The organism is Luedemannella flava, from assembly GCF_039528515.1.
Lineage (GTDB): Bacteria > Actinomycetota > Actinomycetes > Mycobacteriales > Micromonosporaceae > Luedemannella > Luedemannella flava.
On sequence record NZ_BAAALT010000295.1, the window covers coordinates 1 to 21,825 of the forward strand.

The 21,825-nt window shown below is 72.7% G+C and carries 21 protein-coding genes and 1 pseudogene; 16 read left to right on the forward strand and 6 right to left on the reverse strand.

What is annotated here, in order from left to right:
- A pseudogene (locus ABD211_RS32550) lies at window positions 1-635 on the reverse strand (hypothetical protein); the annotation flags it as partial.
- Window positions 636-703: 68 nt separating this feature from the next.
- On the opposite strand from ABD211_RS32550, the gene ABD211_RS32555 reads away from it, so the two are divergent.
- The 4 genes from ABD211_RS32555 (at window position 704) to ABD211_RS32570 (ending at window position 4,329) form a co-directional block, all read left to right on the forward strand.
- Window positions 704-1,501, forward strand: coding sequence for a hypothetical protein (locus ABD211_RS32555; RefSeq protein WP_344140298.1), 798 nt, complete (start codon window positions 704-706; stop codon window positions 1,499-1,501).
- Window positions 1,498-2,349: an ATP-grasp domain-containing protein gene (locus ABD211_RS32560; RefSeq protein WP_344140300.1), complete on the forward strand. Its 852-nt coding sequence runs from the start codon at window positions 1,498-1,500 to the stop codon at window positions 2,347-2,349. Before ABD211_RS32555 ends, ABD211_RS32560 begins: the two co-directional genes overlap by 4 nt.
- A gap of 57 nt (window positions 2,350-2,406) precedes the next feature.
- A complete protein-coding gene (locus tag ABD211_RS32565; protein WP_344140302.1) occupies window positions 2,407-3,360 on the forward strand; it encodes a hypothetical protein in 954 nt (317 codons plus the stop codon).
- Window positions 3,361-3,438: 78 nt separating this feature from the next.
- Window positions 3,439-4,329 carry a hypothetical protein gene (locus ABD211_RS32570; RefSeq protein WP_344140304.1) on the forward strand — a complete coding sequence of 297 codons (891 nt, stop codon included), beginning with the start codon at window positions 3,439-3,441 and terminating at the stop codon, window positions 4,327-4,329.
- Here ABD211_RS32570 and ABD211_RS32575 read toward each other — a convergent pair whose 3' ends face one another.
- The 4 genes from ABD211_RS32575 to ABD211_RS32590 form a co-directional block, all read right to left on the reverse strand.
- Window positions 4,330-5,169: a transglutaminase family protein gene (locus tag ABD211_RS32575; protein WP_344140306.1), complete on the reverse strand. Its 840-nt coding sequence runs from the start codon at window positions 5,167-5,169 to the stop codon at window positions 4,330-4,332. It abuts the gene before it with no gap.
- Between the two features lie 3 nt (window positions 5,170-5,172).
- Window positions 5,173-6,111: an alpha-E domain-containing protein gene (locus ABD211_RS32580; protein WP_344140308.1), complete on the reverse strand. Its 939-nt coding sequence runs from the start codon at window positions 6,109-6,111 to the stop codon at window positions 5,173-5,175.
- An 8-nt stretch (window positions 6,112-6,119) separates the two neighbouring features.
- Window positions 6,120-7,664, reverse strand: a complete 1,545-nt coding sequence (locus tag ABD211_RS32585; RefSeq protein WP_344140310.1) for a circularly permuted type 2 ATP-grasp protein — start codon at window positions 7,662-7,664, stop codon at window positions 6,120-6,122.
- 132 nt (window positions 7,665-7,796) lie between these two features.
- Window positions 7,797-8,366, reverse strand: coding sequence for a hypothetical protein (locus tag ABD211_RS32590; RefSeq protein ID WP_344140312.1), 570 nt, complete (start codon window positions 8,364-8,366; stop codon window positions 7,797-7,799).
- Between the two features lie 715 nt (window positions 8,367-9,081).
- Between ABD211_RS32590 and ABD211_RS32595 the strand changes: the two genes are divergently transcribed.
- From ABD211_RS32595 to ABD211_RS32620, 6 genes are all read left to right on the forward strand, one after another.
- Window positions 9,082-9,501, forward strand: coding sequence for an allophanate hydrolase-related protein (locus ABD211_RS32595; RefSeq protein ID WP_344140314.1), 420 nt, complete (start codon window positions 9,082-9,084; stop codon window positions 9,499-9,501).
- Entirely contained in the window at window positions 9,498-10,790 is a 1,293-nt protein-coding gene (locus ABD211_RS32600; RefSeq protein ID WP_344140316.1) for a M20 family metallo-hydrolase, read from the forward strand. The genes ABD211_RS32595 and ABD211_RS32600 overlap by 4 nt, the downstream gene beginning before the upstream one ends.
- Window positions 10,787-12,355: a malate synthase gene (locus ABD211_RS32605; protein ID WP_344140318.1), complete on the forward strand. Its 1,569-nt coding sequence runs from the start codon at window positions 10,787-10,789 to the stop codon at window positions 12,353-12,355. Before ABD211_RS32600 ends, ABD211_RS32605 begins: the two co-directional genes overlap by 4 nt.
- On the forward strand, window positions 12,352-13,254 hold the full coding sequence (gene puuE / locus ABD211_RS32610; RefSeq protein WP_344140320.1) for an allantoinase PuuE: 903 nt from the start codon (window positions 12,352-12,354) through the stop codon (window positions 13,252-13,254). The genes ABD211_RS32605 and puuE overlap by 4 nt, the downstream gene beginning before the upstream one ends.
- Before the next feature lie 106 nt (window positions 13,255-13,360).
- On the forward strand, window positions 13,361-14,932 hold the full coding sequence (locus ABD211_RS32615; RefSeq protein ID WP_344140322.1) for an MFS transporter: 1,572 nt from the start codon (window positions 13,361-13,363) through the stop codon (window positions 14,930-14,932).
- A 19-nt stretch (window positions 14,933-14,951) separates the two neighbouring features.
- Window positions 14,952-15,602, forward strand: a complete 651-nt coding sequence (locus tag ABD211_RS32620) for a TetR/AcrR family transcriptional regulator (protein WP_344140324.1) — start codon at window positions 14,952-14,954, stop codon at window positions 15,600-15,602.
- A 1-nt stretch (window position 15,603) separates the two neighbouring features.
- Here ABD211_RS32620 and ABD211_RS32625 read toward each other — a convergent pair whose 3' ends face one another.
- Complete coding sequence (locus ABD211_RS32625; RefSeq protein WP_344140326.1) at window positions 15,604-15,963, reverse strand: cupin domain-containing protein; 360 nt, start codon at window positions 15,961-15,963, stop codon at window positions 15,604-15,606.
- A 100-nt stretch (window positions 15,964-16,063) separates the two neighbouring features.
- Between ABD211_RS32625 and ruvC the strand changes: the two genes are divergently transcribed.
- From ruvC to secF, 6 genes are all read left to right on the forward strand, one after another.
- Window positions 16,064-16,588, forward strand: a complete 525-nt coding sequence (gene ruvC, locus ABD211_RS32630; RefSeq protein WP_344140328.1) for a crossover junction endodeoxyribonuclease RuvC — start codon at window positions 16,064-16,066, stop codon at window positions 16,586-16,588.
- A complete protein-coding gene (ruvA, locus tag ABD211_RS32635; protein WP_344140330.1) occupies window positions 16,585-17,190 on the forward strand; it encodes a Holliday junction branch migration protein RuvA in 606 nt (201 codons plus the stop codon). The genes ruvC and ruvA overlap by 4 nt, the downstream gene beginning before the upstream one ends.
- Window positions 17,187-18,245, forward strand: coding sequence for a Holliday junction branch migration DNA helicase RuvB (ruvB, locus tag ABD211_RS32640; protein WP_344140332.1), 1,059 nt, complete (start codon window positions 17,187-17,189; stop codon window positions 18,243-18,245). Before ruvA ends, ruvB begins: the two co-directional genes overlap by 4 nt.
- Window positions 18,246-18,394: 149 nt before the next feature.
- Window positions 18,395-18,748: a preprotein translocase subunit YajC gene (gene yajC, locus ABD211_RS32645; protein ID WP_344140334.1), complete on the forward strand. Its 354-nt coding sequence runs from the start codon at window positions 18,395-18,397 to the stop codon at window positions 18,746-18,748.
- Window positions 18,749-18,953: 205 nt separating this feature from the next.
- Window positions 18,954-20,789: a protein translocase subunit SecD gene (gene secD, locus ABD211_RS32650; RefSeq protein ID WP_344140336.1), complete on the forward strand. Its 1,836-nt coding sequence runs from the start codon at window positions 18,954-18,956 to the stop codon at window positions 20,787-20,789.
- A gap of 1 nt (window position 20,790) precedes the next feature.
- Window positions 20,791-21,825 (forward strand): protein translocase subunit SecF (secF, locus tag ABD211_RS32655; RefSeq protein ID WP_344140338.1); only part of this gene is annotated, 1,035 nt, incomplete at its 3' end.

Below are 21,825 nucleotides of genomic sequence, written 5' to 3' on the forward strand. Positions count from 1 at the left end.
GTGCGGTCAGCCGGGCCGGCCCGCCGCGCCTGCGCCCGGTCAGCCGGGCGTCCGCCGGTCCCGCGGCCGCTCGTCCCGCCCGAGGTTGCCGGTCGTCGGGCGCGCACCGGCGCTTCGGAACCCTCATCGGCGGGCGCCGTGGCCCACCCACCGCCGGGCTCGCCGAAGCCGGCGTAGGCGGTGGTGCGGACCAGGCGTCCCGCGCGCACCTGCTCAGCCGTGTCCACATCGGAGAGTACGGCGTTGAGCGTGGCCGTCACCTCGTCCCAGGGCAGCGCCGCGTCCCCCGGACGGGCCTGCGCGGCGAGCGCCCGCGACCGTGTGACCAGGTCCGCGATCGTCGTCTTCCGCCTCGCCGAAAGCTGGCGCAGGTCACCGCCGCGCAGGTCGCGCTGGGCCGCGCGCAGCTCGTCGCCGACCGCGTACAGGGCGGCCAGGTCGTCGGGGGCGTGCCAGGCCAGCAGGTTCACCAGCCACGCGCCGACCGTGGGCTTGCGCAGCCCGCCGATCGCGGTCGCCGCGGCCCGGTCGCCCGCCGCGAGGGCGGCGGCCACGGCCGCGTCCCGGCCGGCCACGAACCCCTCCGGCGGGCCGGCGTACAGCTCGCGCAGGACGTCGTCCGCGATATCGGCCACCCCGTCATGATGCCCCGCCCGGCGGGTAACGGCGCGCAGGCAGGGCGATCGCCGGATAGGCTGCGCGCGTGTTCGACAAGGGGGCCCTGCACGCGGTCCGGTTCGGGCTCGTGGACGCGGCGTACGACTACGACGGCGACGACTGGGCCGGCGACGTGCTGGCGCCGTGGCTGCGCGAGCGGCCGTCGTTCGTGGCGACCGTGCGTCGCGTGGGCGCCCCGGATATGCACGCGGCCCCGCTCGCCGCCGAGGACAGCTGGGCGCTCTACGCGCTGAGCCGGGTCGTCGACCTGCTGCTCCTCGACCATCAGCCTGCCCGCAACGACGAAGCCGCGTGGGTCGGACCGGGCGCGTACGGGGCGCTCGCCGACGCGTTCGGCGGTTGGTGGCCGCACGGTGCGGCGTACCACCCGTTTCTTCATGAGATCGTCGAGGTCGTGCCGGCTGACGACCCGGCGGAGCCGCCCAGCGTGGTGCGGGAGTGGTGGCCCGGGTTCCTCTGCAACGCGCTGCTGGTGACGCGCGGCGGGGTGACCGTTCGGGCCGGGGCCGAGGTGCTCGACCCCGCCGTGGCGGCCGGCTCGCCGCTGTACTTCACCTGGCGGCGTCGGTACCGGCGGGCCGTGGACCTGTCCCACGGGTGGGGGAGCAACTCCCAGTGGCGTACGGGCTTCCGGCGCGACTACCTCGCCGACGGCGCGTTCCACTACAACGTCGACGGCGCGGGCCGGCCCGACGACCACTGGGACGGGCTCACGCCCGCCGAGGTCGCCGACCTGGTGCGCTACCGGGCGGGCACGCTGGTCGACCGGGGCGGGGACGCGTGGCCGTTCGACACCCGGGTCCGGGACCGGGCCACGATATGAGCACCGTGCTGTTCTGTGCGGACCCGCTCACGCTGTCGCGGGTCGACCAGCACTTCGCCGCGCAGGCGCGGGCCGTGCGCGACGCGGGCGGCACCGTCGCGCTCATCGACCACGACGCGCTGCTGGCCGGGGACGCCGCCGGGGCGGTCCGGCGGGTGCCGCGCGACCTGGGCCCCGTCTGGTACCGGGGGTGGATGGTCCCCACCGGTCGCTACGGTGAGCTGTGCGCGGCGCTCGCCGCGCGCGGCGTAGCCATGCGTGTGGGCGTTGCGGACTATCGGGCGGCGCACGAGCTGCCCGGGTGGTACGCCGCGTTCGACGGGCTGACGCCGCGGACCGTGTGGACGCCGTGGGCGCCCGGACGCGCGCCCGACGTGGGCACCGTCGCCGAGCTGGTCGCGCCCCTCGGCGGCGGGCCGGCCGTGGTGAAGGACTACGTGAAGTCGCGCAAGCACGAGTGGGCGCAGGCCTGCCACGTGCCCGAGCTGGCCGACCCGACGGCCGTCGCGCGGGTGGTGGCGCGGATGGTCGAGCTGCAGGGCGACGACCTGGCCGGGGGCATCGTGGTGCGCCGGTTCGAACGGTTCGCCGGCGCCGAGGCGCGGGTGTGGTGGCTCGACGGCGCGCCCGTGCTCACCACCGCGCATCCCGACACCCCCGCCGAGACCGTGGAGCCCGACCTCGCCGGCGTCGCCGCGGCCGTGGCGCGGCTGGGTCGCCGGTTCGTCACCACCGATCTCGTCCGCCGCGACGACGGCGCGTGGCGTGTCGTCGAGGCCGGTGACGCGCAGGTCAGCGACCTGCCGGCGGGCGTCGACCCGGCCCGGTTGCTCGACCGGTTGAGGTGACCCGCGCGGCCGGCGCTGCCGTTAAGATCACCCGCGTCACGCCGATGGGGAGGGCCGATGCCGCTGGACAGCCAGGAGGCCGCGCGCCTGGCGCTGCGTGAGATCCATCGCGACTACGGCGCGGCGGGTCTCGATGACGACGACCTCATGCACCGGCTTCTGCCGGACCTGCTCGCCGGCTCCCGGCGCGAGGCCAACCTGCTGGTCGCGGCGGCGTCGACGGACGTGGCGCGGCTGCTCAGCGGCCGGATCGGCGCGGGGATGAGCCCCGACGCGGCGGTGCGGGACGTCGCCACGGTGCTCGCGGAGCGGTCGGGCCTCGGCTCGGCGGCCAGCGTGTGGGTCGTGTCGGAGTACGCGGCCGTCCTCGGGCACGACCCGGGCGCCCGCACCGCCGAGGTGACCGTCGCGGAGGTCGAACCCGTCCCCGATATCGACCTGGACGCGGACGACTGGACCGTGGCGGACGGCGACCCGGTCGACGCCGGCGGGTGGCCCGCCTGGCGGCGGCCGTGGGTCCGTTGGGTCATCGGCGCCGGCGCCGCCGTCCTCCTGCTGGCCGGCGTGGGCGTGGCGGCGTACCGGATGGGCGCCTGCTCCACGGCGGAGACCGACTGCGGGGGCGGGGGCCGCGGCACGGGCGCGGCGCTGAACACCGCCCGGGCGGCGACCGTGTCCATCGGCCCCGGCGAGGTGCGCATGTCGCCCATCTCCTGCGCGACCGGCCCGGGCGCACCCGTACCGACCAGCCCGTCCGACTACTACGTCGACGACACCAAGATCAGCTTCTACAACGCCACGGCGGGGCCGGTCCACGTGTTCCACCTCTGGTACGACGCGTCCGCCGGGCAGTACCGCGCCTTCGAGGCGGAGATCGTCCACGCCGGCGGGCGCGTCGTGATCGTCGTCGGCAGCCAGCGCTACTGGCTCGTCCGCGACGCCGCGGGCGGCTGCCTGGCGTACTTCGCGACGGTTCCTTCCACACACGGTGCCGCCGTCGTCGCCTCGTGACCTGGTCACAGTGGCCTCGCGCACGCTGAGGCAGCACGGGGTTGCGCGGCGTGGCCGCTGAGGGCGAGGATTCAGCCCATGGCGAGTACGGCGCAGGACCCGGGGCCTGACCCGTTGCAGGCACTCGCCGCGTTCGCGCAGCTGGGCACGGAGCCCGCGCACACGGACGTGGACCGCGTCATGCGCTCCCTCGTCGAGCACGACGGGTGGTATGTGCCGGCAGCCCTGGCCACCCGGCTGTGGCCGCGCGCCGCGGACAGTCGCGTCGACCTGCGCGGCGACCCGGGCGCCGGGGGCGAGCTGCACGTCTTCACCGACCGCGAGGCCGTCATGCGGGCCCAGCGGTCCACCCACGGCAGCTACGCCGGGGGCGTGCCGGGCGCCCGGCTGTTCGCGTCCCTGGGCGCGCCGCACACCGCCCTGTGGGTCAACCCGTCGTCGCCGCGCGAGCACCAGTGGTGGGTCTCCGCCGGGGCGTACGACGTGGCGCACAGTTGGGCGGGCGCGGTGCGCATCGAGCGGACGCTGACCGCCCTCGCGCCCAGCGACCCGCCGCCCGTGCAGGCGCTGCGGGGCTACCCGGGCTACCAGGTGCTGCACTCCCATGTCACCGGCGAGCCGGTGCTCGTGGACCTGCCCGGCCTGGGCGGCCCGGCCGTGCTCGCGTTCATCGCCCCCGACCGGGCCTCGGCGTTCCTCGACCGGCTCGGGCCGGCCCGCGCCGACGCGCACCTGGTCACCGCCGACGGCGCCAGCGCGTTCGCACAGGTCAGGGACACTGCCGCCACGGCATTCGTGCTGAATCCAGGCTCGCCGCAGCCGTTCACCCTGGCCCGCTCCGACATCGAGGCGGTCGCCGCCGCGCCGACGGACGCCGCGCCGCCCCGCCCGGCCGCCCCCGACGACATTGTCGCCGACCGCCCGGCCTGGGCCACCAGGGCGACGGGCGAGGTCACCCGCGTCGGGTGATCAGGCCAGGCGCGTTATCTCCACGGTCACGCCCAGGTGGGCGGCCGGCGCGCCGTGGTAGACGCCCTTGAGCGGCGTCACGTCGGCGTAGTCGCGGCCCCGGGCCACCACCACGTGCCGGTGCCCGGCCGGTACGGCGTTGGTGGGGTCGTAGCCGAACCACTCCCCGCACCACCACTCCACCCACGCGTGCGACTGACCCTCGACGGTGTCGCCGACCGCCGCGTCCCGGTTGGGGTAGAGATAGCCCGAGACGTACCGGGCGGGGATGCCCCGCGCCCGCAGCAGCCCGACGGTGAGGTGGGCCAGGTCCTGGCAGACGCCCTTGCGCAGCGCCCACGCCTCCTGCGCCCCGGTCTGCACGCCGGTGGAGCCCGGCACGTACGCGACCGTGTCGTGCACCCACTCGGCGGTGCGCAGCGCCGTGTCGGCCGGCTCGGCCGCCATGAGGTTGTCGACCTCGGCGGCCAGCTCGTCGTCGACCTCGGTCAGCTTCGTCGCGACGAGCAGCTCGGCGTGCTGGTCGCGCACGTCCTCGCCGCGCAGCGTCGCCCACTCCACGCGCTGCGGGGCCACCTCGGCCACCATCGTCTCGACCAGGCTCGTCGCGGTGACCCTGAGCTGCTGGTGGGCGCGCTGCAGGTCGAACGAGGTGACCTGGGTGCCCCAGTAGTCCCGGTAGCGCCAGGTGGTGGCCGCCGGGTGCGTCTCCACATGGCTGTAGAGGGTGTTCTGCCCCGGCATGCTCACCGGCGTCATCCGCGCCTCGTTGTAGGACGCGTGCGCCGTCCCGTCATAGGTGAACCCGGTGACGTGCCGGATCCGTAGCCGCCAGCTCATGCTCTACACCCCCTCGTGTGCCCAGGTGACCGCGGTGGTCTGCTCGAAGTAGCGGGCCGTGATCGCGGCGCTGGCGGTGGCGCAGGCCCGCTGCAGGGTGCGCAGGTGCGCCGGCAGCTCCTCCAGCAGCGTGGCCGTGTCCGCGTACTCCAGGCGGGTGCGCATCTGGCCGATCGGGCGGCGGGCCGCGTCCGCGACGCCGGCCCGCTCCGTCGCCGGCGCGAGCGCCCGCAGGCACTCCTCGGCCGTCGTCAGGGCGTGCAGCGCCGACCGGGGAAACAGGCGGTCCAGCAGCAGGAACTCGGCCACCCGCTGCGGAATGACCTGACCCCCGTGGGTACGCAGGAAGCTCTCGTCCGCCCCGCAGGCCCGCAGCACTGTGCGCCACTCGGGCGCGTGCTCCGGCGTGAGCGCCTGGATCGACAGCAGGCGTGAGGCCATGTCCACCCGCTCCAGTGACCGGCCCAGGATGAGGAAGCGCCAGCCGTCGTCACGGCTCATGGTCGACTCGGCGAGGCCGGCGAGTACGGCGGCCCGCTCCCGGACGAAGCCCAGGAACAGGTTCGGCCCCAGCCGCTCGGCGGTCTTGCGCCGGGCCGGCAGGGCGTGCCACGTGATGTTGAGGCACTCCCACATCTCGGCCGAGATCGTCTCGCGGGCGCCGCGCGCGTTCTCGCGGGCGGCGGCCAGCGCGCCCGTGATCGAACTCGGGTTGTTCTGGTCGAACCCGAGCAGCTCCATAACGTCCCCGGCGGCCAGCCGGGACCCGCCCGGTGCCCCGGTGCCGAGGATCGCGAGCAGCGCCCGGCACGCGCCGTCCTCGTCGGCCCACGGGTCCTCCAGCAGCCGACCGAGGAACGCGTCGAGGATACGGGCGGTGTCGTCCGCGCGCTCGATGTAGCGCCCGATCCAGAACAACGACTCGGCAATGCGGCTCAGCATCCCCGTTCTCATTGTTGTTGGCCCTCCATCTGGCTGGCCGGCCCCGCGTCGCGGATGCCCACGTCGTAGGGAATGACATCCACCGCGTACGCCGCGCTGGGCCGCACGGCGAGGGGTGCCTGCTCGTCAGCCAGCACCCAGGTGTCCTTGGAGCCGCCGCCCTGGCTGGAGTTGACGACGAGGGCGCCCTCCGGCAGCGCCACCCGGGTCAGGCCGCCGGGCAGCAGCCACACGTCGTCGCCGTCGTTGATGGCGAACGGCCGCAGGTCGATGTGGCGTGGGGCCACGCCCTGGTCGACCAGGGTCGGCGAGGTCGACAGCGCGACCGGACGCTGGGCGATCCAGCCGCGCGGGTCGGCGGTGATCGCGGCCCGCACGGTGGCCAGCTCGTCCTCGTCGGCCTTCGGGCCGATGACGATGCCCTTGCCGCCCGCCCCGTCGACGGGCTTGAGCACGAACGTGTCGAGCTTGTCGAGCACGTGCGCCACCACGTCGTCGTTGTCGAGCCGGTGCGTCTCGACGTTGGACAGCAGCGGCTCCTCGTGCAGGTAGTACCGGATGAGGTCCGGCACGTACGTGTAGAGCAGCTTGTCGTCGGCGACGCCGTTGCCGATCGCGTTGGCGAGGGCGACGTTGCCGGCGCGGGCCGCGTTGACGATGCCCGGGATGCCGATCACCGAGTCGGGTCGGAAGTGCAACGGGTCGAGGAAGTCGTCGTCGACGCGCCGGTAGATCACGTGTACCGGGCGCTCGCCCTGCGTGGTGCGCATCCGCACGACGTTGTTGCTGCACACCAGGTCGCGGCCCTCGACCAGCTCGACGCCCATGAGCCGGGCGAGCAGCGCGTGCTCGAAGTACGCCGCGTTGTAGACGCCCGGGGTGAGCACCACGACGCACGGGTCGGTGATCCCCTCGGGCGCCGCGGCGCGCAGGGCGTGCAGCAGCCTGGCCGGGTAGTCGTCGACCGGCATGACCCGGGCCTCGGTGAACAGGTTGGGCAGCGTCTGGGTCATGGCCCGGCGGTTCTCGATGACGTACGACACCCCGGACGGGATGCGCAGGTTGTCCTCGAGGACGCGGAACCGACCCTCCTCGTCGCGGATCAGGTCGACCCCGCTGATGTGCACCCGCACGCCGTTGGCGGGCTCGATGCCGACCGCCTCGCGGGCGAAGTGGGCACTGGTGGTGATGAGTCGGCGCGGCACCACGCCGTCGGCGAACACCTCGCCCGGCCCGTACACGTCGGCGAGGAAGCGTTCCAGCGCGATGACGCGCTGGCGCACCGCGCGGGTCACCAGGTCCCACTCGGCGGCGCTGATGATGCGGGGGATCAGGTCGAGCGGGAAGGGGCGCTCCTCACCGGCGTAGGCGAACGTGACGCCCCGGTCGGTGAAGACGCGGGCCAGCTGGTCGGCGCGGACCCTCAGATCGGTGCCGGACAACGGCTGCAGCGTGGAGAACAGCGAACGGTACGCGGGGCGCGGGTCGCCGGGGGCCGCAAACATCTCGTCCCAGGCCTCCGCCATCGAGTATTCATCGAAGACGTCTGCCATGGGCCGACTGTAGGCGCTGATCGTTTCTGTCGCATTACGACTGTGAGGACAGCGCCGGCCGCTTCGTTGCTGGTCAGCGTGCGGCCCCGGCACTTGGGGCGCCGGGGCCGCATCGATGATCTATGGCGCGAATCAGATCTTTCCGAGGACGAGCTTGGCCACGGCAGAGGACGTCTTCTTCGGGTCCTTGACGTTGGTCTTGTTGGCGTTCTGGAGCATGACGGACAAACCGGTCTGCCCCTTGCGCACCACGAGGGTGTTCATCGCGTCCGCCCACGCCGCCGAGTCGCCGAGGCCGGTGACCTTCTGCGGGTTCTGCATGTTGGCGGTCTTCTCCATGTCGATGTAGGTGGTGTCGAAGCCGCCACCCTTGAAGACGCCGACGATGACCGTCAGGTTGTACGTGGCCGACCGGTACGGGCAGAACTGCTCGCCCTGCTTCTCGGTGCCGCTGGCGGCCTCGAGGGCGATGTCCTTGAGGCCGGTGGCCTTCTGCATGTCCTTGTCGCTGATGATCGTGCCGCAGTCGGCGTCCTTGACCGGCGGGGCGTTGACCGCGTCGCCGTTGCCGCTCGCGGCGGCGTTGCCGCCGCCTCCGCCGTTGCCCGGGTCCGGCGCGGCGCCACTGCAGCCAGCCAACAGGGCGGTGAGCGCCACCGAGGCGAGCGCCAGCGGCGCCCACCGGGTGATGTGCCGTCTCATAGTGGTGAGACCTCTCTGGTCGGGTTTGCGTGAGCCGCGAGCGCCGGCGCGGCCGGGGGACGAACGTGGCCATCTTGACCCACGGTGTGGGCCCGGCCATAACATTGGGGTAGCTAAGTCCCTCGATGTACCTTGCCACACGTCGCGATGTCGCTGCGCGGCGAGGGGTCCGGCGTTCCCGCGCCTGTTCACGAGCGGCCGTGACAAGGTGAAACTTTCGGCTGACCGTCCTCAAACGACCGGCCGGTACCCCTCGGACGTTCGGTGGTCCACCCCCTGCTCCCCGCCCCGCCGCCACGCTGTCACGCGCTCCCGGGCCGCAATGCCGTGTGTGTCCGCTATCGGTGACGCTCCGTCAGATCCGCCGCCGACCGCCACAACCCTTCACCGCCTTTGCTCTGCTTACCTATAGGAATCAGTTACGCAGTGCGATCGGCATCGTGGCGGTGCCGGAGGGCGACTGCAGGTCACGGGCCGTTGCCTATTGGTTAGCAGAGCAAAGGCGGTGAGGGGTGTGCCGTTGGTCCGATGCGGCGGTAACCGTGAGTGACGCGATGTGGACATCACGCTCCGTATCACCCGAACCGCGATCGTCTCGGGCCGGTAAACCCTCCGCTCGAATACGGCGAAACACCGCATAAGACCAAGGCGCACCCTCGACCATGAGCACGTGGGGTAGGTACGTTGCGGACAACATCACGATCGGGGAGGCCGGATGCGACGCATGTTCCTCAACGGCACGGCGATGTCGGGACAGAAGGACCACGGGGCGGTCGCCGGGGCGACGTTCCTCGGGCCGGCCCGCACCGCGCCGCACTACCGGTTCTTTGCCGTCCGCGACGAGTTTCCGGGGCTGTTCCCGGTGGCGAGCGGCGGCATGAGCATCGTCGGGGAGCTGTACGAGTTGCCCGAGGAGATGCTCTACCGGTCGCTCATGCCGGAGGAGCCGCGCGAGCTCGAGCTCGGCACCGTCGAGCTGGACAACGGCGACATCGTCAACGCCATGATCCTGCAGCCCGAGCGGCTCACGCCGGGCGACAAGGTCGTCGACATCGCCGACCTCGGCGGCTTCCGGGCCTACCAGGCGCACCTGGCGGCCAACGCCGCCCTCGGCGACGTCCTGGACCGGCCGTGACCACCCCGCACCCGGCGCCGTCCACCGTTGTCGGCGCGTCCGCGGTGTGGGCACCGGCCGTCGACGGGGCGCGGCTGCTCGCCCGCCTCGACGAGCTCGCCACCATCAGCGCCCGCCCCGCTCCGGGCGTCACGCGTCTGGCGTACTCCCCGGAGGACGTCGCCGCCCGTGGTTTGGTGGCGGCGTGGATGCGCGAGGCGGGGCTGACCACGGAGATCGACCCGGCGGGCAACCTGATCGGCCGCCGGCCGGGCACCGGGGCGGCCGGCGTGCTCGCCATCGGCAGCCACCTCGACACCGTGGTCGACGCGGGGGCGCTCGACGGGGCCTACGGCGTGGTCGCGGCCGTCGAGGTGGCCGCCGCGCTGCACGCCGCCAACGTCGCGCTGCGCCATGACCTCGCGGTCATCGCGTTCAGCAACGAGGAGGGCGCCCGGGGCACCCCCGGCATGGTCGGCTCCCTCGCCGTCGCCGGCCGGCTGGACCCGAAGCAGCTCGCCGTCCCCGACGACGAGGGTGTGCCGCTGCGCGACCGGATCGCCGACGCGGGCGGCGACCCCGACGCCATCGCCAAGGCCGCGTGGCCGCCCGGTTCGCTCGCCGCCTTCCTGGAGCTGCACGTCGAGCAGGGGCCCGTGCTCGACGACGCCGGCCTGCGCGCCGGGGTCGTCACCGCCGTCACGGGCCGGGCCACCGTCGACGTCACCATCGAGGGCGCGGCCAACCACGCCGGCACCACCCCCATGGGCCGTCGCGCCGACGCCGGCGTCGCCGCGGCCCGGATCGTCCTCGCCGTCCACGCCCTCGCCGGCGCGGACGGGGTGCGCGTGGCGACCGCCGGCCATCTCGACCTGTCGCCGGGCGTGCGCAACGTCGTGGCCGGGCGTGCCGTCGTCGGCGTCGACCTGCGGGACACCGACGACGACCGGGTGGTCGCCGCCGTGGCCCGGCTGCGGGCCGAGGCCGCCACCATCGCGGATGAGACGGGTACGCGCATCAGCGTCGCCGTGCGCTCCTCGGTGGCCGCCGCGCCCGCCGCCGGCTGGCTGGCCGACTGCGTGCGCGCCGCCATCGCCGAGCTGCGCCTGCCCTGCGTCGAGCTGCCCAGCGGCGCCGGCCACGACGCCCAGATCATGGCCGCGCTCGGGCCGATCGCCATGGCGTTCACCCCCAGCATCGGCGGGATCAGCCACGCCCCCGGCGAGGCGACCCACCCCGACGATCTCATCGCGGGCGCCGACGTCCTCTGCCGCGCCCTCGTCCACGCCGACACCCGGGAGCCATCATGACCGCCGTAGCGCCGACCGCGACCGTGCTCGCCGACTCAGTCGACACCGACGGGGTGCTCACGGAGGAGGCGTTGGCGCTCGTCGCGACGCTGCAACGTACCTACGGACACGCCCGCTCGGTGCTGCTGCGCCGGCGTTCCGAACGCGCGACGGCGTACGCCCGGGGCGCGCGGCCCGGCCTCGACCCCGCCACCGCGCACATCCGCGACGGCGACTGGACCGTGCCGCCCGCCCCGCACGACCTCACCGACCGCCGCTGCGAGATCACCGGCCCGGCCGACCGCAAGATGATGGTCTCCGCGCTGAACTCGGGCGCGAAGGTATTCCTCTGCGACCTGGAGGACGCGCTGTCGCCCACCTGGGCCAACATCGTCGACGGGCACCGCAACCTGCGGGACTGGGCCGCCGGCACGCTCACCTTCACCCGCCCGGACGGCACCGTGGACACCGTCAACGCCGACCCGGCGACGATCGTCGTCCGCCCGCGCGGGCTGCACCTCAACGAGGCGCACGTGGCCGTCGACGGCGCGCCGGTCGCGGCCGGGCTGTTCGACATCGCGGTCGCCGCCGTGCTGGGCGGCCGGCAGCGCGAGGCGGCCGGCTCGGCGCTGTACCTTTACCTGCCGAAGATGGAGTCGCATCACGAGGCCCAGTGGTGGGACGCGCTCATCGGCGACGTGGAGCGCCGCGTCGGGCTCGCGCCGCGCAGCATCCGGGTCACCGTCCTGATCGAGACGATCACCGCCGCGTACGAGATGGACGAGATCCTGTTCGCGCTCCGCGAGCGGATCACCGGGCTGAACGCGGGCCGGTGGGACTACATCTTCTCGGTCATCAAGAAGTTCGGCGCAGACGCGGGCCACGTCCTGCCCGACCGCCAGCGGGTCACCATGACGGTGCCGTTCCTCGCCGCGTACGCCCAGCGCCTGGTCGCGGTCGCGCACCGGCGCGGCGCGCACGCGATCGGCGGGATGGCCGCGCTCATCCCGAGCCGTCGCGACGCGGAGGCCAACGCGCGCGCGTTCGCCGGCGTCCGCGCCGACAAGCAGCGCGAGGCGGGCCTCGGCTACGACGGCACCTGGGTCGCGCACCCGGATCTGGTGCCCGTGGCGACCGAGGTGTTCGACGCGACGCTCGGGCAGGCGCCCAACCAGCTCGGCGTGCGCCCCGAGCCGGCGGCGCCCGTCGAGGCGCTGCTGGACACGGCGATCGAGGGCGCCGCGGTCACCCCCGAGGGCGTGGCGGGCAACGTGAGCGTGGCCCTGCGCTACCTCGCCGCGTGGCTGGGCGGGCTGGGCGCGGTCGGCGTGGACGGCCTCATGGAGGACCTCGCCACGGCCGAGATAAGCCGCAGCCAGCTGTGGCAGTGGATCCACCATGGCGTGACCCTGCCCGACGGCACGGTGGTGACGGCCGACTATGTGGGTGCCCTGCTCGACGCCGAGGTCGACCGCCTGCTGATCGACGGCGGGGACAAACAGCTGCTCACCGCCGCGGCCGACGCGGTGCGCAAGGGCGCGCTGCAGCCCGTACTCCCGGAGTTTGTGGTGGGGGAGCTGGCGTGAGCTACCCACGTGATCTCGTCGGGTACGGTCCTACGCCGCCCGACCCGGCCTGGCCGCAGGGTGCGCGCATCGCGGTGCAGTTCGTCCTCAACTACGAGGAGGGGGCGGAGAACAACGTCCTCGACGGGGATCCGGCGAGCGAGACGTTCCTGTCCGAGATCGTGGGCGCGCAGGCGTTCCCCGACCGCCACATGAGCATGGAAACCCTCTACGAGTACGGGTCGAGAGCGGGCGTGTGGCGGGTCCTGCGGGCCTTCGCGCGCCGGGACCTGCCACTCACGGTGTTCGGAGTGGCCCGGGCGCTGCAGCGCAACCCGGCCGTGGTGCGCGCGTTCGCGCAGGCCGGGCACGAGATCGCGTGTCACGGGCTGCGCTGGATCTCCTACCAGCAGGTCGACGAGGCGACGGAGCGGGCGCACCTCGCGGAGGCCGTCGCCGTCATGCGGGAGGTCACGGGCGAGGCGCCGCTCGGCTGGTACACGGGCCGCGACTCGCCACGCACCCGTGCGCTCCTCGTCGAGCACGGCGGCTTCCTCTACGACGCCGACTCCTACGCCGACGACCTGCCGTACTGGGTGACCGTGTCCGGGACAGCGCACCTTGTCGTGCCCTACACGCTCGACACGAACGACATGCGGTTCGCGACCCCGCAGGGGTTCAACTCGGGGGATCAGTTCTTCGCGTACCTGCGTGACGCCTTCGACGTGCTCTACCGGGAGGGCCTGGACGGGGCGCCGAAGATGCTGTCCGTCGGGCTGCACTGCCGCATCGTCGGCCGGCCCGCCCGGCTGGCCGCCCTGGAACGGTTCCTCGACCACGTGACGAGCCACGATGGGGTGTGGGTCGCCCGGCGCGTGGACATCGCGCGGCACTGGGCCGCGACGCACCCGCCCGGGTGACCGGCGACACATAATGAAACGAGACGGTTCCGTATCGCTAATGCCCGGCGTAATGTGACCCGAAGAAAACGGAGACGTATCGTTTCGAAACCCTGGGGGAAGTGGCATGCAGCCACAGACGCAGACCGGGCACCCGCGCCGCTGGGCCATCCTCGGCGTCCTGGTCATCAGTCTTCTCGTTGTCGTCCTCGACAACACCGTGCTCAACGTGGCGCTCAAGGCCATCGCCGACCCGATCCACGGCGTCGGCGCGAGCCAGAGCCAGCTCGAGTGGGCCATCAACTCCTACACGCTGGTCTTCGCCGGCCTCCTGTTCACCTGGGGCGTCCTCGGCGACCGGGCCGGCCGCAAGCGCGTCCTGCTGCTGGGCATCGTGCTGTTCGGCCTGGCCTCGCTCATCTCGGCGTACGCCCAGACGCCCACCCAGCTGATCTGGGCCCGCGCGCTCATGGGCATCGGCGGCGCCGCCGTCATGCCGTCCACCCTGTCGATCATCTCGAACGTCTTCGACCCGCGTGAGCGCGCGAAGGCGATCGGCGCGTGGGCCGGCGCGGTCGGCCTCGCCGTGGCCATCGGCCCGGTGCTCGGCGGCTTCCTGCTGGAGCACTTCTGGTGGGGCTCGGTCTTCCTCATCAACGTGCCGATCGTGGTCATCGGCGTCGTGCTGATCATGATCATGGTGCCGGAGTCGCGCGACCCGAACCCGGGCCGCATCGACGTCGTCGGCGTCGCGCTGTCCATCGCCGGCCTCGTGGCCCTCGTCTACGGCATCATCGACGGCGGCGAGCACGGCTTCGGCCGGTTCCAGTCCTGGGGCCCGATCGTCGGCGGTGTGCTCGTCCTCGCCGCGTTCGTGGCGTTCGAGTTGCGCAGTGACCACCCGTCGCTGGACGTGCGGCTGTTCCGCAACCCGCGGTTCTCCGCCGCCGTCAGCTCGGTCGGCCTGGTCTTCTTCGCGGCCATGGGCACGATGTTCTTCCTGGCCTTCTACCTGCAGATGGTGCGCGGCTACACGGCGCTGCAGTCCGGCCTCATGATGACGCCGTTCGCCGCGGCCCAGCTCATCTTCGCGCCGCGCAGCGCCGGCATGGTCCGCAGGTACGGCCCGAAGGCCGTCTGCGCGGTGGGCATGGCGCTGGTGGCGGTGACGCTCGCGGCCTACCTGTGGGTCGGCGCGACCACCCCGGTGTGGGTGCTGCTCGTCCTCGCGTTCGTGCAGGGCGCGGGCATGGCCAACGTGATGCCCCCGGCCACCGAGTCGGTCATGTCGTCCCTGCCCCGCGAGAAGGCGGGCGTGGGTTCGGCCGTCAGCAACACCATCCGCCAGATCGGCGGCGCGCTCGGCGTGGCCGTGCTCGGCTCGCTGCTGTCCGCGGTGTACCGCGACAACATCGCCGACGCGGTCGCCGGCCTGCCGGCGGGTGCCCGCGACGTGGCGTCGGAGTCCATCACCGGCGCGTACGGCGTGGCGGCGCAGGCCGGCCCGGCCGGGGCCGAGCTGATCGAGGCGGCGAACTCGTCGTTCGTCAGCGCGATGCACTGGGCGGCCGGCGGTTCGGCGGTCGTCGCGCTCATCGGCATCGGCGTGGTCCTCGCCTGGCTGCCGCGTCACTCGGCGCCGCACACGCCGCCGGCGCAGCCGGCGCCGGAGGCGAGGGAACTGGCCGAGGTCGGCTAGATCAGCGACAATGTCGGAGATGACGACCGTGACGAGCGCAGCGCGTGCCGACAACGGGCCGGGGGCGGCCGACGCCGCCCCCGAGCCCGACCGGAAGACGCCGGGTCGGCCGCGCAGCGCCCGCGCGGACGAGGCCATTACGGAGGCGATGCTCGACCTGCTCGCCGAGGGGCTCACGTTCGAGGCGCTGACCATCGAGGCGGTCGCCGCGCGGGCCGGTGTGGGCAAGGCCACGATCTACCGGCGCTGGCCCAACAAGGAGTCGATGCTGGTCGACGCGATCGCCCGGCTCAAGGGTGAGCTGCCGACGGTGCCCGGCACGTCGCTGCGCGACGATCTCGTCGCCGTGCTGCGTCCGGTCGGCACCATCAGGTCGACCCGGGCCGGCCAGATCATGCCGTGCCTCGTGCCGGAGCTGCGCCGCAGCCCCGAGCTGCAGGGCGTCTACCACCGCGCGATGGAGCCCCGCCGCGAGCTGCTGCGCCAGGTGCTGCGCACCTGGCGCGACAAGGGCGAGCTGCGGGCCGACCTCGACATCGAGCTGGCGGCGGTCATGTTGATCGGCCCGCTGCTCGCGCAGAACGTGCTGTTCTGGAACCCCAACCTGCCGCGCGAAGGACTGCCCGAGCGCCTGGTGGACGGCATCCTGGCGGGCATCGCCGCCCGTTGACTCAGGCGGCCCGGTCCGCCTCCCGGGGGTGGACGGGGTCGGGGCGGTGCGGCGGGGCGAACACGACGATCAGTGACAGGTCGGCGCTGATATCGACGAAGTGGTGGATCTCCCCGGCGGGCACGTAGATGACGTCCCCGGCGCTGACGCGCGCCGAGCCGGTGTCGGCCCAGATGGTAGCGGCGCCGGCCGTCACCACGTAGATCTCGTCCTCCTCGTGGGCCCGTTGGTCGTCGTGGCCGCGGCGGGGGATCGAGTACGTCCCGACGGACACGCCGGGCGCACGAAGATGTTCTATGTACCGGGTCGGCGCGGGGGCGGTCGGCGTCGTGAAGACGCCTGCGCGCTCGATGATCCTCATGCAGGCCAGGCTATCCCGGGCGTGTCGACACGCGGGCCCCTCGAAGCGTGCGGTAGCGTCTCGAACGCACGTTCGTGATCTCATCCGGGGAGGGTTGCTGGTGCGGGTGCTCGGCGTCGATCCGGGGCTGACCAGATGCGGTGTGGGCGTCGTCGACGGCGAGCCCGGCCGGGTCGGCCGACTCGTCACGGTCGAGGTGGTCCGCACCGACCCCGACGACGAGCTGTCGCTGCGCCTGCTCGCGCTGGACGAGGCGCTGAGCGCCCTCATCGCCGAGCACCAGCCGCAGAGCGTGGCCGTCGAGCGGGTCTTCGCCCAGCACAACGTGCGCACTGTCATGGGCACGGCGCAGGCCGGCGCGGTCGCCATCCTCGCCGCCGCGCGGGCCGGCCTGCCGGTGCAGACCTACACTCCCAGCGAGGTGAAGGCCGCCGTGACCGGTTCGGGGCAGGCCGACAAGGCACAGGTGACCACGATGGTGACGCGCCTGCTGCGCCTGCCCGCGCCGCCCAAGCCGGCCGACGCGGCGGACGCGCTGGCGCTGGCCATCTGCCACATCTGGCGCGGCGGCACCCAGGCGAAGATCAGAGCGGCGACGCTGCGGACCGTGGGAGGTTCTCGATGATCGCGAGCGTACGGGGCAGGGTGACCGCCCTCGCGCCGGACGGCGCCGTGATCGAGGTGGGCGGCGTCGGGCTCGCGGTCGCGTGCACCCCCGCCACCCTGGCCGCGCTGCGCCTCGGCGAGGACGCGCGCCTGGCCACGAGCCTCGTCGTCCGGGAGGACTCGCTGACTCTCTACGGGTTCGCGGACGACGACGCCAAGGGCCTGTTCGAGCTGCTGCAGACGGCCAGCGGGGTGGGTCCCCGGCTGGCCCAGGCGGTGCTCGCCGTGCACCCGCCGGACGTGGTGCGCCGCGCGATCGCGGCCGGCGACGTGACCACGCTCACCCGGGTGCCCGGCATCGGCAAGAAGGGCGCCGAGCGCCTGATCCTGGAGCTGCGCGACCGGGTCGGCCCGGTGGGCGCGTCGGACGCGGGGCCGGGGGTCGTGGCGGGCGTCGCGTGGAGCGACCAGGTCCGCCAGGCCCTCGTCGGCCTCGGCTGGACCGCCGCGCAGGCCGATCAGGCTGTCGGCGCTGTGGCGGCGGAGCTTGACGGTCAGCCCGCGCCCGGTGTGCCGGTGCTGCTCAAGCGCGCGATCCAGCTGCTCGGGCGGGTGCGGTGACGGCCCCGGAGGCGGGCGGGCTCGTCTCGGCGTACGCGGTGCCGGAGGAGTCCGACGCCGAGGCGACGCTGCGGCCGAAGCGGCTGGCCGACTTCATCGCCCAGCACCGGGTGCGCGAGCAGCTGGAGCTGCTCCTGCACGGGGCGATGCGGCGCGGCTCGCCGCCCGACCACATCCTGCTGTCCGGCTCCCCGGGCCTCGGCAAGACGACCCTCGCCATGATCGTCGCGGCGGAGCTGGGCGTGGGCCTGCGCTTGACCAGCGGCCCGGCGATCGAGCGCTCCGGCGACCTCGCCGCCATCCTCACCAGCCTGGCCCACGGCGACGTGCTGTTCATCGACGAGATCCACCGCATGGCCCGCCCCGCCGAGGAGCTGCTCTACAGCGCCATGGAGGACTTCCGGGTCGACGTGGTGGTCGGCAAGGGTCCCGGCGCGACCGCCATCCCGCTCGACGTCGAGCCGTTCACGCTGGTCGGCGCGACGACGCGGGCCGGCCTGCTGACCGGGCCGATGCGCGACCGGTTCGGCTTCGTCGGGCACCTCGACTTCTACGAGCCGGCGGAGCTGACGGTGCTGCTGCACCGCTCGGCGCGCATCCTGGGCGTCGAGACGACCCCCGGGGGAGCGAAGGAGATCGCCGGCCGGTCGCGGGGCACGCCGCGCATCGCCAACCGCCTGTTGCGCCGCGTGCGCGACTTCGCCGAGGTGCGGGCGGACGGGGTGGTCGACATCGAGGTGGCGAGGGCCGCCCTGCGGGTGTACGACGTGGATGATCTTGGTCTTGACCGCCTCGACCGGGCCGTGCTGGTCGCCCTCGTGGACTCGTTCGGCGGCGGTCCGGTGGGCCTGTCGACACTCGCCGTCGCTGTGGGTGAGCAACCTGACACTGTCGAGGAGGTGTGCGAGCCATTCCTTGTGCGCGCAGGCCTTCTGGCCCGCACGCCACGTGGCCGGGTGGCCACGGCGGGTGCCTGGCGGCACCTCGGGCGCAAGCCACCGGCTACAGTTGGTAACGGCCCGGTGGCGCCGGACCTGTTCTCCGCGGAACCGTGATTCGCTCCCGGTTCTTCAGGAAGCTGTGACGCGTGCCGCCTGTGGTGGCCCCCGCCACACCGACTACACTCCGTCGGTCTGGCATGACATAAGAACCCGGCAGTGGGCACCAAAAGGTGCGGTCTGCGCGGATGTGACGGAAGGTCAACATGATTGAGGCAGCGGATCCTCAGGCGAGCAACGGCTTGGTCCAGTTTCTCCCGTTCATTCTGATCATCGCCGCGGTCTACTTCCTGCTGATCCGCCCGCAGAGCAAGCGCAAGCGTGAGCAGCAGGCGATGCAGTCGTCGATCGGTCCCGGTGACGAGATCGTGACGATCGGTGGACTGTACGGTACGGTGACCGCGATCGATGACGATACCGTCACTCTGGAAATTTCGCCCGGCGTGACGGCACGGTACGCCCGTGGCGCGATCGCCCGTGTGATCACGTCCCGGCCCGCCGAGGACACCGAGGCTGACGAGGCGAACGCCGACGCCGCCAAGGCGATCGACGAGAGCTGAGCCGGTCTGGCCCGCCCCCCGGGGTGGGCCATTTCGCCCCCCGGGTCCGCCCCGCGGACCCACCCGCCCCCACCGGGTGGCCTTGGCTTACCGGGCCGCCCGGTGATACTGGATAACCGCGCGTCGGCCCACCCCGGCCGGCAGCGGGACCTCCCCCGGCCGCGCCGTCGCGGCGGTGGGACCGTGGACACAGGGAGAACAGCAGGTGGCACCACCACAAGGGCAGCAGATGCGCCCCTCGCGGTATCTGATCGTGCTGACACTCATCTTCGTCGCCCTCTTCACGGGGGTGTACTTCGCGGGTGATGGGAGCCTCAGCAAGCGACTCAAGCCGCGACTTGGTCTGGATCTTGTTGGTGGCACCACCGTCACCCTGACTGCCCAGATCGAGGGCGGCGGCGCGCCGAAGGCCGACCAGATGGAAGAGGCCCGGCGGATCATCGAGAGCCGCGTCAACGGTCTGGGCGTCTCCGAGGCCGAGGTGGTCATCGAGGGCGACAACCACATCGTGATCAGCGTGGCCGGCGAGAACCGCGACGACGTGAAGAGCGTCGGCACCCCGGCGCAGCTGCGCTTCCGCAAGGTGCTCAACTCGGTGGCCGACACGAGCGCGTCCGTCGACGCGACGGCCAGCGCCTCGGCCACGCCGCAGGCCTCCGGCAGCGCCTCCGCCTCGGCCACGCCGCAGGCGAGCGCGACCACGCCGGCCGCGACGACGCCGGCCGCGACCCCGAGCGCCAGCGCGAGCCCGACCGCGGAGCCCGTTACCGGCACCAAGGCGGAGCGGCTCGCGGCCGTGCAGAAGAAGCTCGGCGCCGCGTTCACCGCCGCGCAGGGCGTCACCGACCCGACGACGGCCGGCTCGGACCCGACGCTGAAGGCGGCCCTGGCGCCGTTCTCCAAGCTCAGCGCGGACGAGGTCGGCGCGCTGCCGGCCGAGATGCAGTTCAACGTGCCGCAGATCAGCTGCGCGCAGCTCAACGGCCGTAAGCCCGGCTCGATCGACGCCGCGAAGGAGACCGTCGTCTCCTGCGACGAGTCCGGTGCGTACAAGTACCTGCTCGACCAGGCGAAGGTGCTCGGCACCGACGTCTCGGACGCGTCGGCCAACATCGAGCAGAAGACCGGCCAGTGGGTCGTCGACCTGAAGTTCAAGAGCAGCGGTCAGGACAAGTGGACGGCCCTGACCAAGGAGGCCTACAACAACGCGGACTCCAAGTGTGCCCAGGGTGCCGTCGACGAGAACGGCCGCTGCGCGGTCGCCGTCGTGCTCGACAACAAGACGGTCTCCGCGCCGTCGATCCAGAATGTCATCACCGGTGACGCGACGATCAGCGGCGGCAGCATCGACCAGAAGGGCGCGAAGCAGCTCGCCAACCAGCTGCGCTACGGCGCCCTGCCGCTGACCTTCGAGCAGAGCGAGGCCAACACCGTCACGGCGACGCTCGGCGCCGAGTACCTCAAGGCCGGTCTGCTGGCCATGGGTATCGGCATGGCGCTGGTCATCGTGTACGCGTTCTTCTACTACCGCCTGCTCGGCTCGGTCATCTTCCTGAGCCTGGTGCTGTCGGGTCTGCTCACCTACGGCGCGCTGATCCTGCTGGGCCACACGATGGGCTTCACCGTCACACTGGCCGGTATAGCGGGCTTCATCGTCTCCCTAGGTGTCGCGGCGGACTCGTTCGTCATCTACTTCGAACGCCTCAAGGACGAGATCCGCGAGGGCCGCAGCCCGCGCAGCGCGGTCGGCCGGGCCTGGATCCGGGCGCGGCGCACGATCATCACGGCGAACGTGGTCTCCATCCTCGCCGCCGCCACGCTGTACATCTTCGGCGTCGGCTCGGTGCAGGGCTTCGCCTTCGCCCTGGGTCTGGCCACCGCGCTGGACCTGCTGATCGTGTTCCTCTTCCGGCACCCGATCATGACCATGCTCGCCAGTACCCCGGCGTTCCTGTCGCCGCGGGTCAGTGGCCTGGGCCGCGTGCTGCACCACGCGGACGAGGCGCCGGCGACCCCGACGACACGTGTGAAGGAGGCGTGAGATGAGCAGTCTCGCGACCCGCCTCTACAACGGTGAGGCCGGCATTGATGTCGTCGGCCGCCGCAAGATCTGGTACAGCATCGCCGCGGTCATCGTGGTCCTCGCCGGGCTGAGCTTCTGGCTGCGCGGCGTCGAGCTCGGCATCGACTTCAAGGGCGGCAACAGCTTCCAGGTGCCGGCCTCGGTCGGCACGATCGACCACGCCCGCGACGCCGTCGCCGACGCCGGCGCCGAGGTCATCACCGCGCAGAAGGTGGGCACGGGCCCCAACGCCACCTACCTGATCAAGACGGCTGACCTCGACGCGGCGAAGGCCGAGACGGTCAAGGAGGCGGTGGCCAGCAAGCTGGCGCTGAACCCCGAGGAGGTCAGCGACAACCGGGTGAGCGCCTCGTGGGGCGCGCAGATCCTGCGTCAGGCGCTCATCGGCGTGCTGATCTTCCTGGTCCTGGTCGTCGCGTACCTCATCGCGGTCTTCCGCGAGTGGCGCATGGCCGTCGCCGCGATCGCCGCGCTGGTCCAGAACCTGCTGCTCACCGCCACGGTGTACATGCTCGTCGGGTTCGAGGTGAGCCCGTCGACGGTCATCGGCTTCCTGACCATCCTCGGTTTCGCGCTCTACGACGTCGTCGTCGTGTTCGACAAGGTCCGCGAGAACACCCGGGGCATCACCGGCAAGCCGGACCAGACCTACGGCGAGGCGGCCAACCTGGCCGTCAACCAGACCATGATGCGGTCCATCAACACCGGCGTCGTGGCCCTGCTGCCCGTCGGTGGCCTGCTCTTCATCGGCGCCGGCGTGCTCAAGGCCGGCACCCTGAAGGACCTCGGCCTGGTGCTGTTCGTCGGTATGCTCTCCGCGGTGTACTCGTCGATCTTCTTCGCGACGCCCGTGCTGGTCGACCTGAAGGAGCGCGAGCCGCGCTTCAAGGCCCACAAGCAGCGGGTACTCGCGCGTCGCGCGGCCGGCGGCGGGTCCGCCCGCCTGGCCAGGGCGGCGGACGGCACCCCGGCCACCCCGACGGTCGCGGCCGCC